The sequence below is a fragment of the Lichenicola cladoniae genome (assembly GCF_013201075.1).
Lineage (GTDB): Bacteria > Pseudomonadota > Alphaproteobacteria > Acetobacterales > Acetobacteraceae > Lichenicola > Lichenicola cladoniae.
The window spans coordinates 178939-195811 of sequence record NZ_CP053711.1; the positions used below are offsets into that span (position 1 = coordinate 178939).

At 62.5% G+C, this 16873-nt stretch carries 14 protein-coding genes and 2 pseudogenes; 14 read left to right on the top strand and 2 right to left on the bottom strand.

Going from position 1 to position 16873, the window contains the following annotated elements; all coding sequences use genetic code 11:
- The first annotated feature begins 33 nt into the window (after positions 1 to 33).
- From HN018_RS26915 to HN018_RS26940, 6 genes and pseudogenes are all read left to right on the top strand, one after another.
- Entirely contained in the window at positions 34 to 630 is a 597-nt protein-coding gene (locus tag HN018_RS26915) for a fasciclin domain-containing protein (protein ID WP_171837648.1), read from the top strand.
- 581 nt (positions 631 to 1211) lie between these two features.
- Complete coding sequence (locus tag HN018_RS26920) at positions 1212 to 2183, top strand: IS5 family transposase (protein ID WP_171837638.1); 972 nt, start codon at positions 1212 to 1214, stop codon at positions 2181 to 2183.
- Positions 2184 to 2208: 25 nt separating this feature from the next.
- Complete coding sequence (gene tnpC / locus HN018_RS26925; protein WP_239479462.1) at positions 2209 to 2835, top strand: IS66 family transposase; 627 nt, start codon at positions 2209 to 2211, stop codon at positions 2833 to 2835.
- Positions 2832 to 3434 carry a UPF0149 family protein gene (locus HN018_RS26930; protein WP_172443555.1) on the top strand — a complete coding sequence of 201 codons (603 nt, stop codon included), beginning with the start codon at positions 2832 to 2834 and terminating at the stop codon, positions 3432 to 3434. The genes tnpC and HN018_RS26930 overlap by 4 nt, the downstream gene beginning before the upstream one ends.
- 1277 nt (positions 3435 to 4711) lie before the next feature.
- Positions 4712 to 5027 (top strand): annotated as a pseudogene (locus tag HN018_RS29675) (IS21 family transposase); the annotation flags it as partial.
- Positions 5028 to 5447: 420 nt separating this feature from the next.
- Complete coding sequence (locus HN018_RS26940; RefSeq protein ID WP_171837830.1) at positions 5448 to 6788, top strand: mechanosensitive ion channel family protein; 1341 nt, start codon at positions 5448 to 5450, stop codon at positions 6786 to 6788.
- 6 nt (positions 6789 to 6794) lie between these two features.
- Here the strand turns inward: HN018_RS26940 and HN018_RS26945 are convergent, their stop codons facing one another.
- A complete protein-coding gene (locus HN018_RS26945) occupies positions 6795 to 7406 on the bottom strand; it encodes a hypothetical protein (protein WP_171837831.1) in 612 nt (203 codons plus the stop codon).
- A gap of 253 nt (positions 7407 to 7659) precedes the next feature.
- Here HN018_RS26945 and istA point away from each other — a divergent pair, with 253 nt between their 5' ends.
- From istA to HN018_RS26960, 3 genes and pseudogenes are all read left to right on the top strand, one after another.
- On the top strand, positions 7660 to 8922 hold the full coding sequence (istA, locus tag HN018_RS26950; protein WP_172443602.1) for an IS21 family transposase: 1263 nt from the start codon (positions 7660 to 7662) through the stop codon (positions 8920 to 8922).
- Between the two features lie 62 nt (positions 8923 to 8984).
- Positions 8985 to 9779 (top strand): IS21-like element helper ATPase IstB, encoded by a 795-nt coding sequence (gene istB, locus HN018_RS26955; protein WP_172443545.1) that lies wholly within the window; start codon positions 8985 to 8987, stop codon positions 9777 to 9779.
- A gap of 62 nt (positions 9780 to 9841) precedes the next feature.
- Positions 9842 to 10660: pseudogene (locus HN018_RS26960) on the top strand (IS6 family transposase).
- A gap of 71 nt (positions 10661 to 10731) precedes the next feature.
- Here the strand turns inward: HN018_RS26960 and HN018_RS29680 are convergent.
- Positions 10732 to 11016: a transposase gene (locus tag HN018_RS29680; RefSeq protein ID WP_408886855.1), complete on the bottom strand. Its 285-nt coding sequence runs from the start codon at positions 11014 to 11016 to the stop codon at positions 10732 to 10734.
- 974 nt (positions 11017 to 11990) lie between these two features.
- Between HN018_RS29680 and HN018_RS26970 the strand changes: the two genes are divergently transcribed.
- The 5 genes from HN018_RS26970 to HN018_RS26990 all read left to right on the top strand — a co-directional run bounded on the left by HN018_RS26970 (position 11991) and on the right by HN018_RS26990 (position 16837).
- Positions 11991 to 12785, top strand: coding sequence for a lytic transglycosylase domain-containing protein (locus tag HN018_RS26970; protein WP_239479463.1), 795 nt, complete (start codon positions 11991 to 11993; stop codon positions 12783 to 12785).
- 129 nt (positions 12786 to 12914) lie between these two features.
- Positions 12915 to 13349, top strand: coding sequence for a TrbC/VirB2 family protein (locus HN018_RS26975; protein WP_171837160.1), 435 nt, complete (start codon positions 12915 to 12917; stop codon positions 13347 to 13349).
- Between the two features lie 20 nt (positions 13350 to 13369).
- Positions 13370 to 13687 carry a type IV secretion system protein VirB3 gene (locus HN018_RS26980; RefSeq protein ID WP_239479464.1) on the top strand — a complete coding sequence of 106 codons (318 nt, stop codon included), beginning with the start codon at positions 13370 to 13372 and terminating at the stop codon, positions 13685 to 13687.
- Positions 13680 to 16079, top strand: a complete 2400-nt coding sequence (locus HN018_RS26985; RefSeq protein ID WP_171837158.1) for a VirB4 family type IV secretion/conjugal transfer ATPase — start codon at positions 13680 to 13682, stop codon at positions 16077 to 16079. Before HN018_RS26980 ends, HN018_RS26985 begins: the two co-directional genes overlap by 8 nt.
- Positions 16076 to 16837, top strand: coding sequence for a type IV secretion system protein (locus HN018_RS26990; RefSeq protein ID WP_171837157.1), 762 nt, complete (start codon positions 16076 to 16078; stop codon positions 16835 to 16837). Before HN018_RS26985 ends, HN018_RS26990 begins: the two co-directional genes overlap by 4 nt.
- Positions 16838 to 16873: the final 36 nt, after the last annotated feature.

Sequence of the window (16873 nt, forward strand, 5' to 3'; positions counted from 1 at the left end):
GGTGGGATGAACCGATCCCGCCTCGGTGAGGAAATGACTATGTCCCGAACAAAATCGATCGCATTAATTGCGCTGACGGCTGTTTTGATGGGAGGTTGCTCCAACGCGATGATGTCGCAACCCTCGTCCGCTACCGCATCGATGGCCGATCCAATGGTTGGTGGTGCAGCGATGTACCCGCAGCAGAACATTATCCAGAACGCAGTGAATTCGAAAGATCACACCACACTGGTTGCGGCCGTAAAAGCAGCTGGACTGGTCGATACGTTATCCAGCCCGGGGCCATTCACCGTATTCGCTCCGACCAATGAAGCCTTTGCGATGCTGCCTGCTGGCACCGTATCGACACTGCTGAAGCCTGAGAACAAGGCGATGCTCACGAAGGTGCTGACTTACCACGTTGTTGCGGGCACGATGGACTCCAAGGCGCTGATGGCGGCGATCACCGCAGGCGGCGGCAGGGCCACTCTGACGACTATCGAAGGAGAACCACTAATTGCCATGATGGGAAGCCCGGGCACCATTACGTTGACGGATGCTAAAGGCGGGATGGCAACCGTGACGATCGCCGACGTCTACCAGTCGAACGGCGTAATCCACGTCATTGATCACGTGCTTTTGCCGAACTGACCATCGTCGTACTGCTTCGGGGCGCCCTCGAGGCGTCTCGCCGCGTCGCAGCCCCGATGGTCGCAAAAGCCCTGGTCGGCTGGCGCGGCGCTGCTATTGTAACCGGCTTGATGTTCTCCTTGTTCCATCTGGCCAATTCCGCCGCTGATTGGGTCTAGCTCACCTGCTGCGCCCCCCGGCGTCGAGCGGGTAGACCGGTCCGCGACGGTGTTTGGGTGCCGGCCGCACCTGGAGATAATCGCCCGGCACCCCCGCCCTAGCGGACCAACCTGACATTCGAGACTGGCGCGAGAGGCATAGCAAATTTCAGCGAGAGCAACTGTCTCATTAAAGGTACAGAGCAGAGCCGGTGGACCTCGCCAGCTTAGCTGTTAGTCTCGCTGCATGTCTGACATCAAAGACCATACCTTGGCTCGGATCGATGCGGCCGTTCCGGGAACGATATGCGGAGTCTTACCTGGTAAAGGTGCACTACGGTATCCAGTCTGCGGACGGTATCCAAGCGTTTTTGGAGGCGTAGCCGGCGTTGGTGGATGGACCGGTCGGCTGACGCGGCTCTCCTGGCCTGATAGAGGTCTGGGATGCCCTTCAAGCACAACGCGTCCCGCCGCCACCACATTCCGAAGGCCCGTCGCCGGGTCATGAACTGGACGGCCTATGAGGCTGGTCTGCGGCAACGTGGTGACTTGACGTTGTGGCTGGACACGGCGGCCTTGTCTGGATGGCATGCCCCGCGCCGGACGACACCAGGCGGTCAACCGGTCTATGCCGAGGTGGCGATCGAGCTGGTGCTGACCCTGCGATTGGTCTTCCATCTGGCTCTACGCCAGGCAGAAGGTTTCGCGCGCTCGGTTCTGCGCCTACTCGGACTGGAACTTTGCGTGCCTGATCATTCGACCTTGAGCCGTCGGGGGCGCGCCTTTGCCGGACGTCAACCGCGTGCCGCCCGGCGTGACGAGCCCATTCATGTCGTGTTGGACAGCACGGGCCTGCAGGTCTTCGGGCAGGGCGAGTGGGATGCCGAGAAGCATGGCCGCACACCCAGGCAATGGCGCAAGCTGCATCTGGCCGTCAATGCAGAGACTGGCGAAATCGTGGCGCACAACCTGACGGACAAGGATACCAGCGACATATCAAAAGTCGCGGGGCTGCTGGCAACGGTGGAGGGGCAGATCGCCAGCGTGATTGCCGACGGCGCCTATGATGGCACGTCCGTGTATGACGCCGCTGCCGCACGCCAGCATAACCCGCCACCTCATATCGTCATCCCGCCAAGAGCATCTTCGGTCATCAAAGCTGACGCCGACACCGAGACCGTTCGCAATCGTCATGTCCGGGACATTACCGAGAAGGGACGCATGGCCTGGCAGAAAGCCAATGGTTACGGCCGACGCAGCATCGTGGAGACGACGATCGGTCGCTACAAACACATCATCGGTCCGAAGCTCAGAGCACGGTCGACCACCGGTCAGAAAGCTGAGGTCGCCATCGCCATCTGTGCCCTCAACCAAATGATCCGGATCACCAAGCCAATCTCCGTTCCCACCGTCTGAAGCGATCACCGGGTAGGGCAAGCTCTTGCCTCCCGCCCGGTCCACGCAACAACGCCGCGCCATCACGCTGGCGTTCTGCCTGGCGCACGCGCGCCGACGGTTTTTCGAGGTGCACAAGCCAACGAGGTCGCCGGTGGCCGCGGCAGCACTTGCGCGGTTTGCAGCCATCTATGCGATCGAGGCACGCATCCGCGGCACCAGCGCCCGCGAACGAGTGGCGATCCGACAGGCGGAGACCAGGCTATTGTTCGACATCCTCAAGCCTTGGCTGAAGGACCGTCTGGCGGAGATCTCCGTGAAGGCGCCGCTGGCGCGGGCCATCCGCTACACGCTTGGCCATTGGGACGGGCTGACGATGTTCCTGAGAGATGGCCGGGTTGAAGTGGATAACAACACCGTCGAGAGGACGATCAGGCCGATCGCCCTGGGGCGGAAAAACGCCTTGTTTGCTGGAGCGGCCAGCGGCGGCCAAAGCTGGGCGGTGCTGGCGTCGTTGATCAACACCGCCAAGCTGCACGATCTGGATCCACACGCCTACCTGGCCGACGTGCTGGACCGGATGGTCTCCGGCCAGACGAAGAACAACGCCGTGCGTGAATTGTTGCCGTGGGTCTGGAAGGCGACGCAGGCCACCCGAACGGCCGCCGCGTGAAGCAGAAGCGCGAACCAGCCGCGCCGAAGGCCATGCGCCTGGAGGCACTCGATATCTGGCTGCGGCAGCTCGAGCCGTCACCGAAAGTCGACGGCGTTTCCATGCTCGATGGATACCTCACGGCAATCGCTATCGGCCCGTGCTCGATCCAGCCTGACGTGTGGTTCGTCGACCTGCTCGGGATCAACGGAATTGTTGGCTCTGCGTCGGGCCAGAGTCTCGCCGCCATGATGGCCATAGCCGACAGGTTCAACACGATCGGTGAAACACTGTCCCAGGCTCCGGACAGGAATGCGCCGATCTTTAAGAAAAAGGATGACGGCACTGTCCTCGCCGCCCCGTGGTGCATGGGGTTTCTCTCGGCGATGCGTCTGCGACCCAACGCGTGGCAAACCCTATGCGATTTGGAACGCACAGAGCACGGCCTCCTGCTCCCGATCCTGCTCCACTGCATCGATGAACATGGCAGTCCCATGCTGGGTCCGGCTCGCGCAGGATCAGAGACCAAGGACTTCCTACGAGATGCCTACCACGACATTCCGCTGGTGATCCCACAAATCCGGAACTACTGGATGCCAAAGCGACTCAAGGACCGCTGATCCGGTATCCTGCTTTGTGGTGTTCTCGCAGCGGTTACGATGGGAATGGTCAGCCACCGACGCCGAAGCGAATGGCGAGGGCTTGGCATGAGATCCAGCGGACGACCAAGGCGGCGGTCGCGCGGCAGCCGAAGCAGCAGCCTGTTGTGAGGCACCGGGCTGCGCCTGTCGGGTGGACGCCTCTCTTGGCCGCTTCCAAACCCCTGCCGCTGCCGGCGCGTGATGCTGCAGAAGAGGCAGACTGCGGAATCCCAGGTCAGCCGAGAACAGAGGCCCAATCCCGGGCCGAGATCGATAGGGTGCTGCGCCGATTCCAAAACCAGGAGCGTCGTTGGTAGCGGTTAAGCAGACCGTCCCGCTATGGTTGCAGAACGATGGCACTGCACGCACCGTCGGATGCTAAGCTCTATGCATGACCGACTTGAACGATACAGCTTTGGCCCAGATCGACGCGGCCGTCCCTGGAACGGTTTGGGAGATCCTACCAGGCCTAGGCGCACCGAGACATCCGGTCTGCGGCCGGTATCCAAGCGTCACCAAGAGCGTGGCAGCACTAAGAGGTGCCGGCTTCCGTTTCAGCGCGCACCCGGTCGTGCCGGCTCAGCATCTAAGTTCAAGATACGATAGCCGTACGGTCCTGCCATGGACCTTCAGGAGCGCGCTCGGTGTCGAGATTGGGCTGATCTTGGTCGCGCGGGTTAAGGGTCGGTAAAAGGCCTAGGCTGCCGTCAAACGCGCTACTGCACGTGCTGCCATCGCCGCGAATTCACTCACGTTCCTGTGATAGTGTGCTAATGTTCCGTTATCGCAACATATTGTTCCAAAATCCGAACGGAGGCTAGCAGAAAAGCGGGTCTGATTCTGCTGCGGGATCAAAAAGAAGACAGGAATGGGACATTACTCTATCTACCTTTTAGATCAGGCGAGGCGCCTGCACGGTATCGTTGCTATCAAGTGTGCCGCTGATCCTGAAGCTCTGGATTATGCTCAGCAGTTAGTTGGCCATGATGGTCAAGTCGTGCTTTGGATCCGAGGTAAGTGCCCCGACATCTCTGCCTCAGATTTGCGGATTCCGGGGTCATGTCGCCCAGCATTCCGGGAAATGCTCGCCCACCATTCCGGGCTGATGTCGCCCGCAATTCCGATTTGATGTCGCCCACCGTTCCGATTTAAAGTCGCTCGGCTTGGCGGTCTTCGTCGGCGAGGTCCTGGGGCTCTGCTGGCCTGTTTAGGGTTGCTCTTTTGGGGAGCGGCCAATGCCGGCGGAGAGAACGACGATGCGCCAGATGCGCGAGATTGTGAGGCTGAACGAGGCTGGGGTTTCGACCCGCCAGATCGGGATTCGGGTGGGAGTGGCGGCCTCGACTGTGCCGCTGACGCTACGACGTGTGGCGGCGGCACGCCGATCCGGACTGGGCGGCGGTGCATCGCGAGCTCAAGTGCAGGCATGTGACGCTGACACTCCTGTGGGACGAGTATATCGCGCATCATCCGGATGGATATCGATACTCGCGTTTCTGCGAACTCTACCGGGGCGGGGAGGGATGGTTGTCGGTGACGATGCGCCAGACGCTTCGGGCCGGGGATAATATATAACACCAGCGGTTGGACTTAGCTTGCGCCGCTATGACACGCTTAGCCATTATATCAACAGTGCTAATCTAGTGGGTCGCAGTGGAAATAATGTGTCCGGCGACCGCCATTCCGTGTTGATTAGCCGCTGGATGGTATGGTGCAACACGCTGAGTATTGCGGTGGCTAACGCCGAGGGATAGCCTATCCTATGGCTAGCCTGTTATCCGCGCGATCCGTCTTACCTCCATCCACTTGGCGGGACCTATTTTCTGAGCCGCTTGGGACAAGGGCTTGCGCGACGAAAGCCCGATCCAATCGGTGGTTTCAAGGTTGGAACCACCTTCTTCCACCAACCATAGCCATGCGATTAGCCGATTGCGGTCCGGGCGCCCCCTGCGGCCGCGCCCACAACTTAAGGGCGGCGCGCGCGAAGGCAGCATGAATAGCGCCTTTATCCTGCACCATCTCGATCTTCTGACCGCAGAGACTTTGCCCTGGCTGCGGAGCTACGTGCTGGCATGGGATGTGCTGCTGCAGACCGTGGTGGCGCTCCTAGGCGCCGCGATGGTACGTCTCGCGGCGCCGCGCATGGCCGGGACTACGACACAGCTGACCGCCCGAATGGGGGTGCTGTCGCTGCGCCCCATGGTCGACGCGTTGGGACGGGCGCTACCATGGATGCTATTCCTGCTGCTGCTCTGGTTCGCGCAGCTTGTGCTGGCGAACCTGGGGATGCCGACGCACCTGCTGCGGCTGGTATCCAGCCTGGTGATGGCCTGGATCGTGATCCGCCTGAGCACCACGCTGGTGCGCAACGCGTCGATGGCGCGGCTGTTCGCCGCCGCGGCTTGGGTAGTCGCGGCGCTGAACATTGCGGGCCTGATTGCGCCGACCGGGCGTCTCCTGGGCGAGATGGCGTTCCCGATCGGCACACTGCATCTCAGCGTGCTTCTGCTACTCAAGGGTGCGGCGCTGTTGGTGGCGCTGATCTGGCTGGCAAACCTGATCTCGACCCTGGTCGAGCACCGGCTGAACAATGCGCGGGACATTACCCCGGCAATGCAGGTGCTGGCCTCGAAGCTGCTGCGGGCTGGGCTGTTGACCCTCGCGGTGGTGGCGGCCCTCGGCGCCGTCGGCATCGATCTGACCGCGTTCGCCGTGTTCTCCGGCGCAATCGGCGTTGGGCTCGGCTTCGGCCTGCAGAAGGTGGTGTCGAACTTGGTCAGCGGCGTGATCCTGCTGCTGGACCGGTCGATCAAGCCGGGCGACGTGATCCAGCTTGATGACACCTATGGCTGGATCACCCGGCTGAACGCGCGCTTCGTCTCGGTCGTAACCCGGGACGGCACCGAGCATTTGATTCCTAACGAGGACCTGATCACCCAGCGGGTGGTGAATTGGACCTATTCCAACGACCTGGTGCGGCTGAAAGTGGCATTCGGTATCTCCTACAGCGCCGACGTACATCTCGCGCGCCGCTTGGCAACTGAGGCGCTAAGCAAGGTCGAGCGCGTGCTCGAAGCGCCTGCGCCGATCTGTTTGCTTGTCGGCCTGGGGGACAGTTCGGTGGATCTGGAGCTGCGCTTCTGGATCGCCGACCCACGCGCTGGAACGGCGAACGTACGCAGCGACGTGCTGCTTGAGGTATGGGATGCGTTCCACGCCGCTAACATCGAGTTCCCGTTCCCGCAGCGCGACCTGAACGTACGAGACCCGGAAGCGCTGGCTAAGGCATTCGCCCAGGCATCTGCGGCGGCATTAGCAAAAGCATCTCTCTAGTCATTGTCACGTTAACTGTTGGAGTTTGGACTGGCCCGCGTTCTCGTCCACCCGCACGCAAGGCCTGCCGCGTGGCCCACACTGGGTGATCTTCGCCAGCATGCCGGCCTTCTCCCATCCATCCTTGTTTGCCGTGAGCTCGGCGATCTGCGCCTCGAGCACAGCCTTCTGGTCCTGCGCCTGGCCGATCGCGCCAGCGTCCCACCACAGCACGGCGCTGCTTGCTAGCCACCACATCATCCCCAACGCGGCGATGGCGGCGACACCCCAGCCCAGCAGCCGCCAGCTCGCCCACAGCACCACCCGCCGAAGCGTTGCCTCCGCCTGGTCGGCTATGGTCCCGACCTGGTCCAGCCGTCCCAGCAGCGGCCCGGTCGCAGCCTTGAGCGCTGACGCTCCGGTCTCGGCCGCCACGAACATGCTCTCCGCCACTCCACCCTGCACCGCCGTGCGGATAGTGCGGCTGAGCCCATTCACGTCCTGACCGAGCTGCTCCCGCTCAGCCTTCAGCGCCGCTCGCTCCACGGCCAGCCCTTCAAGCGCTACCTGCACCGCTGCCTGGTGCCGCTCGACGATCTCGATCAGCCCGTACAGCCGATCCTCCGCTTCATCGCTCATCTGTTCTGTAAGCCCTCGCGCCAGTGAGGGATCTGTTGGCCGCTCGGTGGCTGACGTAGCGTCGCAAGCCGTGGCACTGGGAGGATATCGGGATGAACTGCGTGTGCTGTGTCAGTGGCGCCTGCATTCTCCTCAGATTGGGCGTTTGAATATTCCCCACTTTAGTGTGGCGGCTGGTTCCTGAGACTGGCTGCTGTGGGGCAGCGCCCGGCGGTAGGCCACCATTCCCTCGATGGTTCGAGGGAGAACGATGGTGGTCAGGCTTGGGGAGCTCGTCATGATCCTGGATCTGCATCGGCAAGGGTTGAGCGTGTCGGCCATCGCGCGTCGCGTCGGTATCGATCGAAAGACCGTGCGCAAATATATCGAGCGCGGTCTTGAGCCGCCGATCTACCAGGCGCGACAGCCACGACCCGCCAAGGTGGCTCCGTTCCATTCCTACCTGCGTGAGCGTGTGGCGGCCTATCCTGACCTGACCGGCAGCCGCCTCCATCGTGAGATCCGCGATCTTGGCTATGCCGGGGGCTACACGGCGGTAAAGGATTTCCTGCGCGGCGTCCGGCCGACCACACCAGCTGGTTTCGAGGTGCGCTTCGAGACGCCACCAGGTCGCCAGGCGCAGGTCGACTTCGCCCATTTTCGCACCGTGTTCACCGACGAGCCAAGTGTCGAGCGGGTCGTGTGGCTCTTCTCGCTCGTGCTAGGCCACAGCCGGATGCTGTGGGGACGGTTCGTGCCGCATCAGGATCTGCAGACCTTGCTGCGTTGCCATGCCGCGGCTTTCGAGGCGTTGCACGGTGCGCCGACCGAGATCCTCTACGACCGCATGCGCACAGTGTTCAGTCGTGAGGATCCCGAGGCTGGCCACATCGTCTACAACCGGACTGTCGTCGAGTTCGCCCGGCACTACGGCTACCTGCCCAAAGCCTGCCAGGCCTATCGGGCCAAAACCAAGGGTAAGGTGGAGCGGCCGTTCCGCTACATCCGCGAGGATTTCTTCCTCAGTCGCAGCTTTCGCAACCTTGGCGACCTCAACGACCAGTTCCGCCAGTGGCTTGATCAGGTTGCCAACGCCCGCATCCACGCCACCACGCAGCGCGTGGTCAGCGAGCATTTCGCCGAGGAGCGCCCACGCCTGCAGCCGCTTCCGGCCGGACCGTTCCAGGCCGTGCTGCGCCTGGAGTGGCGCATTACCCGCGACGGCATGGTCTCCGTCGACGGCAATCTCTACAGCGTGCCCGATACCACCCATCGCCGGCCGGTCGAGGTGCACAGCACCGCCAGCGAAGTGCGCATTCTCGAGGAGGGGCACGTCGTCGCTACCCATCCCGTGCTGGAGGGACGCGGCCAGCGCCGTATCATCGCCGGGCACCGGAGCGCACCACCTCCGCCCAACAGTCAGACACCTCGCAATGGTCCATTACCCGGCCGATCCGGTGACGTCGTCGCACTCCGACCCCTGACGTTCTATGATGCCGTCGGCAAGCGGCTCGCCGCGGACGGAGCGGCCGCGTGAGACCGGCAGCTCAGCTCGAGGCGCCCATCGAGCGGATCCGGCATAATCTTGTCGGCCTGCGCATGCCGCGCGCCCTGGAGACACTCGATGACGTCATCCAGCAGCTCGAGCGCGGACAGATCAGTGCCATCGAGGCAATCGACATGCTGCTCGCCGAGGAGATCACCTTGCGCGAAAGCCGCCGGATCAAGGCGGCCCTGCAGATGGCCAGGCTGGCCACCATCAAGACCCTGACCGGCTTTGACTTCTCGTTTCAGCCCTCACTGGACCGTAACCGCATCATGGCCCTGGCCGGGCTCGATTTCATAAACCGCCACGAGGTCGTTCATTTCATCGGACAGTCCGGAACCGGCAAAAGTCATCTCGCCGCAGCTCTTGGTGTGGAGGCGATCCGTGCCGGTCGCAGTGTTTACTTCTCGCCCCTTGCTGACATCATCGAGAGCCTGACAAAAGCTGATCGGGAGGGACGTCTGCGCGAGCGCATTCGCTATCTTTGCCGGTCGCAGCTGCTCATCATCGATGAAATCGGGTACCTCACCGTCGGCGCCGCCGCCGGAAACTTATTCTTCCAACTGGTCAACGCCCGATATGAACGTGGCGCCATGATCCTAACCAGCAACCGCGGATTCTCCGAATGGGCTGAAGTCTTCGGCGATCCCGTCGTCGCCACAGCCCTTCTGGATCGCCTCCTGCACCACGCCGTCGTCGTGCATATCGAGGGCGCAAGCTATCGCCTACGTCAGCATGCTGACCTCTTTCCGGAAGCCCTGCGCCCGAAGCCAAATGCAGTGCCGGCTGCCAACACGCCTCGTCGACGCGGACGACCTCCCAAAAACCATGACGCCAATACCCAATAAACAGATGCCGTAACGAAGTAGGGAATTTTACTCCGCCACTTCTGCGGAGGGTTCAACCGCCGTTGACATGCTGTGGGTCTGCGGCAGTGACGGACCGGCCTGAAGTCACGGCTCGCGGCTACCCGCGGTTCCGATGCCGAACCTGCGGGCGGCAGTCCAACGAGCGCAGCGGTGGCGTCCTCAACTGGACCTGCCTGTCCAGCGACATCATCGCCTTCGTATTCTGCCGGCTGCGGTATCGGCTGACGCTGCGCGACCTGAGCGAGATCATGGCGCTGCGTGGGATCGAGGTGAGCTACGAAGCCGTTCGCGACTGGGAGGCTAAGCTGCTTCCTGTGATGGGCGACGAGCTCCGTAAGCGGCGCCGCAACAGGGGACGGCAATCCGGCGCGAGCTGGTTGGTCGACGAGATCTACCTGAAGGTCCGCGGCCAGTGGTGCTACCTCTACCGGGCGGTCGACTAGGACGGGAACCTGATCGACGCGATGCTCAGCGAGCACCGCGACATGAGGGCCGCCAAAGCCTTCTTCCGCTCGGCGCGCGCGGTCACGGGCTTCCAGCCTGACCGGGTGACGACGGACCGCCACGGCTCCTACCCGAGGGCGATCCGCACCGTGGTGGGCGAGGCGGTCCGCCATCGCACCAACGCCTACCTGAACAACCGCCTCGAGCAAGACCATCGCGGCATCGAGGGCAGGATCCGATGTATGCGCGGCTTCAAGAGCCACGATGCCGCCCACCGCTTCTGCCGAGAGCACGGCGAACTCCGCAACCTCCTTCGCCCTCGTCGCCGTCACAACCAAATCGTCTCCGCCTCGCTCCGACGCTTCCGCTTCGCAAAGGGCGCTAAACTTGCGCTCGGGATCAAGCAGAACGCGTGACACCGCAGGCTGTTATGAAGAAAGCTTGGGACGCTGGCGCGAGTGCTGACAGAACCAACTGGCGATCGGGGTCATCGCCAAGCCTGAAGTGTAGCGGTCACCAAAGCTGGCGACGCCTGGGCATCGATCCTCACTTGGGCTCCGTTGACCAGGTCCATGGTAATTGCTGTCGTGTCAGCCGCGGACGCGATGGGTGCTAGCTCGGACAGCAGGACTGCCGGAGCATAGGACATACCCGTCTCAGCCGTGGCGTGTCGTCGCCACTTGTAGATCAGGCTTGTCGAGACTTCGAACTGACGAGAAACATCTGCCACAACAGCGCCGGGCAGGTTCTCGATATGATGCACTCTAATCACCCTATTCTATTTTCTCTGAGCCACTTTCCGTAGCTCAGCTTTTAGCTTTTCGGGCTCGTGGTTTGATTGTCCAGATGGGTTCCCCGAAAAATCTTTTTGCGTGTGACCTTTGAATAGTTGCCCCATCCCCATGCCGCGCTTGTCAAGCAACCGGTACGCGAGCAACTCCTATTTGATCACATATAATCTCAGTTGAGGAAAGAGGTGTCCTAAAGGACACACATTCTCACTCTGAACTAATGCTGAATCGTCGGTTCTACCGACCCTACGCGGGCGACGCCGCAGCCCGGGTGCCAAAAAAGAACGAACCGGGAAGATTCCTGCATTAACCCGCTGTCCGGCGCTTCCTTTGTGTTTCTGGGTGTGATTGTCTCTCAGTTGTAACATGCTGAGCGCCGGACAAAGCTGTGCGGAATAATGAAATCCCACCATCTAGAACTGATGCTAATGGCTGCGGGCGGCCGTTCTTTGCCCGCAGTAGAGTCGCACTACGAAATGCACCGACGTCGGTTTGTAATCAGGCCGCTTTACTCGCAGACGTTGTGTCTGCCTCTGGCGGCCCGCTGTTGAAGGCATTCCGCATCGATCACGTTCTCGGTATAGCGGTGAGCAATCACCGACTGAGGACCCTGTGCCGACTCTCGCCCACCTCAAGGAAAGTGATATCCGAACCGGCCTCAAGAAGGGCGGAAGCATTCGCGGATGCTTTGTCGTCGTCCGCGTCATGCCTAACGCCTATGAGTTCTTGCCGTATATCCGTCCGAGCTGGCAGAGGGCTCATCTGCCTTTGTACACCTGGCGGGGGAAAGGGATTAGGACTTACCGAGATATCGGGAGGTTCATTAACCTTATCCGAGACGAGTTCGGATTTGTCGGGTCGATACACATTCATTTTCCAAGAACGCCTGAACTGGCGCGCTTTAAATTTCTTCTTCCAGAGGACGCTCCACCAGAGGGCACCATCCCGTCGCCGGGTGCCGTCGAGGACTAGCATCCTCGCTCTTGCGAGCACTTTTCTACTCCCCGTCGCCGCGCATGCGGCCTCGCTGCCCCTGCAGGCCTTCTCCCAGCTCGCCACGAGCTGCGCGCCGCATGTCGCGGTCGAGACGCTCGCTGCTGTTGCTCGCACTGAGAGTGGCTTCGATGCGCTGACGCTGCACGACAACAGCACCGGCCGCAGCTACCACCCGACCAGCCGCGACGATGCCATTGCACTTGGCGTCGAGCTGGCAACGGTAGATCGGCATTCGGTTGATTTCGGTCTTATGCAAATCAATGGCGCCAACCTACCACGCTTGGGCTTGTCGATTTCGAATGCGTTCAACCCGTGCCGCAATCTCGCGGCAGCGGATCGGCTGCTGGTGCAGAGCTACACAGCTCCGATAGCCGGCCAGGACACCCAGCCGGCGATCCAGCACGCATTGTCTCGCTACAACACGGGGGATCCGGCGCGCGGTTTGGCAAATGGCTACGTCAGCCGCGTCCAGAAATCGGCTGAGCTGGTAGTGCCGGCACTGCGTGTGCAGGGCGACACGGCGCCAAACCAGCCCGCGACGGTCAGCACTGACGCGCCCGTGCTGGCACAACCGCTGCCGCCCCCGCCGCCAAACTGGGACGTATATGCACGTGCCAAGACTGGCCACGGCCAAGTGCTCGGTGCGTCGTCTGTTCCGGTCAATCCCGTTTCTGTTGCTGCTGCGCCGCCTGCTCCTGCCGGGCCGATGGCTGCGCAACATCCGAACATCGAGGCGATGAACAATGTGCGCTGACCGCGCCGCCGCCTCCACCCGATCGACGGGGAGGGCTGGCCGCCCCGTCGCTGCGTCTCGAACTTGCACGGTGCAAGTCCAGCACGCCCCGCCTGGCCCTGTGCAGCCTTTCTCGGAGCTAACAACGGTATGAACCTAACCACCCGTAACGAGGCGGCAGCCGCCTCGAGCAGTCTCTCATTCGCCGACACTGGCACCCGCCTTCGTTCAGCCGGCAAAAGCCTTGAGGCCCTTGCCGTCAGCCTCAAGGACCATGCAGCACAGTCGCGCGTGGTGATGCCGGGTGCCGTTGCAGCGGCCCTGGTGATCCTGTCCATGCACCCGGCCGCCGCACAGACGGTCACTGCGGGCGGTGCAGGCTCGCTCAACACGTTCCTGACCAACGTGATGAACCTCATCACAGGCACCACGGGTCAGATCATTGCCGTCATCGCCATCGCCCTTGCGGGTGTTGGTGCCATGCTCGGTGCTTTCTCCATTCGCGCCTTCGGCGGAACAGTCCTCGGCTGCGCGATCGTCTTCTCGGCCGCGTGGATCGTCGGCCAGATCACCGGCTCTGCCTGATGGCGCAACGCGGGATCACAGTGGACACGCTGTTTCTCGCCTGCACACGCCCTGCCATGTGGCAGGGCGTGCCCATCGAGGCGGCGTGTCTCAACGCCATGGGCACCGTCATTTTCTTCATCATCATGAAGAATCCTTGTTACATGCTGATCGGCGTCGTCCTGCACTACGTCATCCGCACCCTCATCAGCCGCGACTACAACGTGTTCGGCGTGTTCCGCCTGTGGGTGGATACCAAGGGACTGGCGCGCAATGCCTCCCGTTGGGGCGGCTCATCGGTCAGCCCGCTTCCTCTTCGCCGCGCTCGTTCTGCTCGGGAGGTCCGCATCCATGTTTAAGCTTGCCGCTGCCGCGCGGGAGCGCGAACCGGACACCTACGTGCCGTTCGTCGGCCACGCTGCGCCCGGCACGCTGCTGCTCGATGACGGGTCCAAGCTGGTCATGATCCGCCTGGGCGGCGTCGCCTGGGAAACGGCTGACCCTGAGCTGGTCAACGCCCGCCACGCACAGCGCAACATCCTGTTTCGGAACATCGCGTCCGATCGCCTGGTGCTGGCGACGCATGTCATCCGCTCCATGGCGGACGCCGACGAATACCCGACCGGAGAATGCCGCAGCGGCTTTGCCCGCGAGTTGGATGCAGCCTATCGCGGCCGGCTGCTGGACGGCCGGCTCTACCGCAACGACCTGTTCCTGTCCGTGCTGCTGCGCCCTTCTCAAGCGGGTGGCCAACGCGTGTCCGGCCTGCTCAACCGCCGTCGTCGTGGCGAGCTGAACCGAACGCCCTCGGTGCCCGACATGGAACGGTTGGAAACAACCGTGACAACGCTGATCGCGGGCCTGGCTGAGTACCAGCCCAAGCGGCTCGCCCTGCGCTCGAATGCGCGTGGCGTGGTCTTCTCCGAGATTGCCGAGGCCCTGCGCCTGGTGCTGACTTTGGATCGGATGCCGGTGCCCCTGGTCAACGGGCACCTGGGTGGCGCGATCTATACGGATCGGGTGATCGTCGGACGCGAAGCGATCGAGCTGCGCGCGCCTGGTGGCTCTACCTACGCGGCCGGCTTCGGCCTGCGCGAATATCCTGCCTCCACCTGGCCCGGCATGTTCGATGCCATCCTGGCTGCACCGTATTGCTGCGTGCTCACGCAGACCTTCGCCTTCCTGAACAAGCAGGTGGCGCAGGATAAGATGACCCGCAAGCAGAACCAGATGGCCAACGCCTCCGACAAGGCGGCAAGCCAGGCGGTCGGGCTCTCCGAAGCCGCCGATCTGCTGCAAAGCAACGCCTTCGTTATGGGCGACCACCACCTGACGCTTGTAGCCTTTGCCGATACCCTGCCGGCGCTGTCCGAAGTAGTGGCTCATGCACGCCGCGACCTGGCGGAAAGCGGTGCCGTGGTGACGCGCGAAGATTTGGCCCTCGAGGCCGTTTATTGGGCGCAGCTCCCCGGCAACATGCGGCTGCGCTCGCGGCCCGGAGCAATCAACAGCCGCAATTTCGCGGCCATGGCGTCACTGCACAATTATCCGCCTGGGCCAGCCCGCGGGCACTGGGGCGAGCCGCTGACGGTGTTCCGCACTACGGGCGGCACGCCCTACCGTTTTCACCTTCACGCCTCTACGGCGACAGTGACCGACCTTGGCAATATCTTCATCGCCGGCCCGTCCGGCTCCGGCAAAACGTTATGGGTGTTGTTCACCCTGGCGCTCGCCGAGAAGCACGGCGCAACCGTGGTCTATTTCGACAAGGACCGGGGCGGGGAGATCCTCGCCCGTGCCCTCGGCGGCTCTTACCTCGTGCTGCCGTCCGGCCAACCATCTGGCTTGGCACCGCTCAAGGCGCTCGATGCCGCGCCCGGCAATCTGGTGTTCCTCAAGCAGCTCATCACCGGCCTGATCACCGCCGATGGCGTCGAGCTGCCGCCTGACATGGACCGCAGGCTTGACCAGGGCTTGCGCCAGGTCATGTCCCTCCCGCCCAAGCATCGGTCCCTGGGCGAGCTGCGCGCCTTTCTGGGACAAGCAGATGCCAATGGGCCAGGTGCCCGGCTTGAGAAGTGGTGCCAGGGCGGATCGCTCGGCTGGGTGCTGGACAACGACACCGACGACGTGCGCCTCGATGCCTCTTTTCTCGGCTTCGACATGACCGCCGTACTGGACGATCCGCGCACGCGCGGGCCGATGATGGCGTACCTGTTCCACCGCGTTGAGTCGCTGCTTGACGGTCGCCGCATGATCGTCGCGATCGACGAGTTCTGGAAGGCGCTCGCGGACGAGGCGTTCCGTGATCTGGTCAACGACAAGCTCAAGACCATCCGCAAGCTCAACGGCGTGGTGATCCTGGCGACGCAGAGCCCGCGTGATGCACTCAATAGCCCGATCGCCCACTCGATTATCGAGCAGTGCCCGACGCAGATTTTCATGCCGAACGACAAGGCGGATGAGGCGGACTACCGAACCGGCTTCAAGCTGACCGAAGGCGAGTTCGAGGCCGTCAGCCAGGATTTGGTTCAGGCCGGCCCGGATGGCGGGCGGCGCTTCCTGCTCAAGCAGGGCAACGCCTCGGTGGCATGCGAGCTGAACCTATCCGGCCTCGATGACATGCGCGCCGTGCTGTCCGGCACGAAAAGCACGGTGGCGCTGATGGAACAGTTGATCCGTGAGCTGGGGCCGGAGCCGGACGTCTGGCTACCGGTCTTCCGGCGGAGCTACCGCCAGGCGGCGGCATGATGATGGGCAGGAGGGAAGAAACGATGCGAAGCATACTCGTGGCAGGTTTCGGCGCTGTGGCGCTGTTCGCGTCCAGCGCGGCGCACGCAGAATTGCCGGTGATTGACGGTGCCAACCTGGTCAACACCGCCAAAACGGTCGTGCAGGGCGCGCAGCAGATTTCGCAGCTTGCACAGCAGCTTGAGAGCATGAAGCAGCAGTTGGCCACGGCGCAGCAGACATATGAGTCACTGACGCATGCACCGACCGGCGCCTTGGGGTCTTTCAGCAGCCAGTTCAACGTGACCGCGCTTCGCAACGTCCTGCCTCAAGGGGCGACGACCCTTGGGCCGGTCCTGAACGGCACGAACCTGGGCGCTATGGGCTCCATGGGGCAGCAGTATGCGAACCAGAACCGCATCTATCAGCCGCAGGCGAACGACTTTGCGGCGCAGCAGATGACAACGAACGCCAACTCCATCGCAGGAGTGCAGGCGCTAGCGAATCAACTGTTCTTCTCGGCGTCGCAGCACATCAACGTCATCCAGTCGCTGGAAGGCGAGCTGACGACTGCCCCGGACACAAAAACCGTGGGCGACATACAGGCCCGCATGGCGACCGAGCAAACCTACATCGCTGCTCAACAGGTCCAGGCGCAGTCGGTGCAGACCTGGCAGGCCGCGCAAGTCCGTAACGTCGAGGAACAGAACACCGAGGCGCAGCGGCAGAACATTGATGACGTGCTGGCGCAGGATGCGTCCAGCTCGAACGGGAGCTAAGCCCATGCGTCCAATCCCCTTGAACCTCCCCACTGT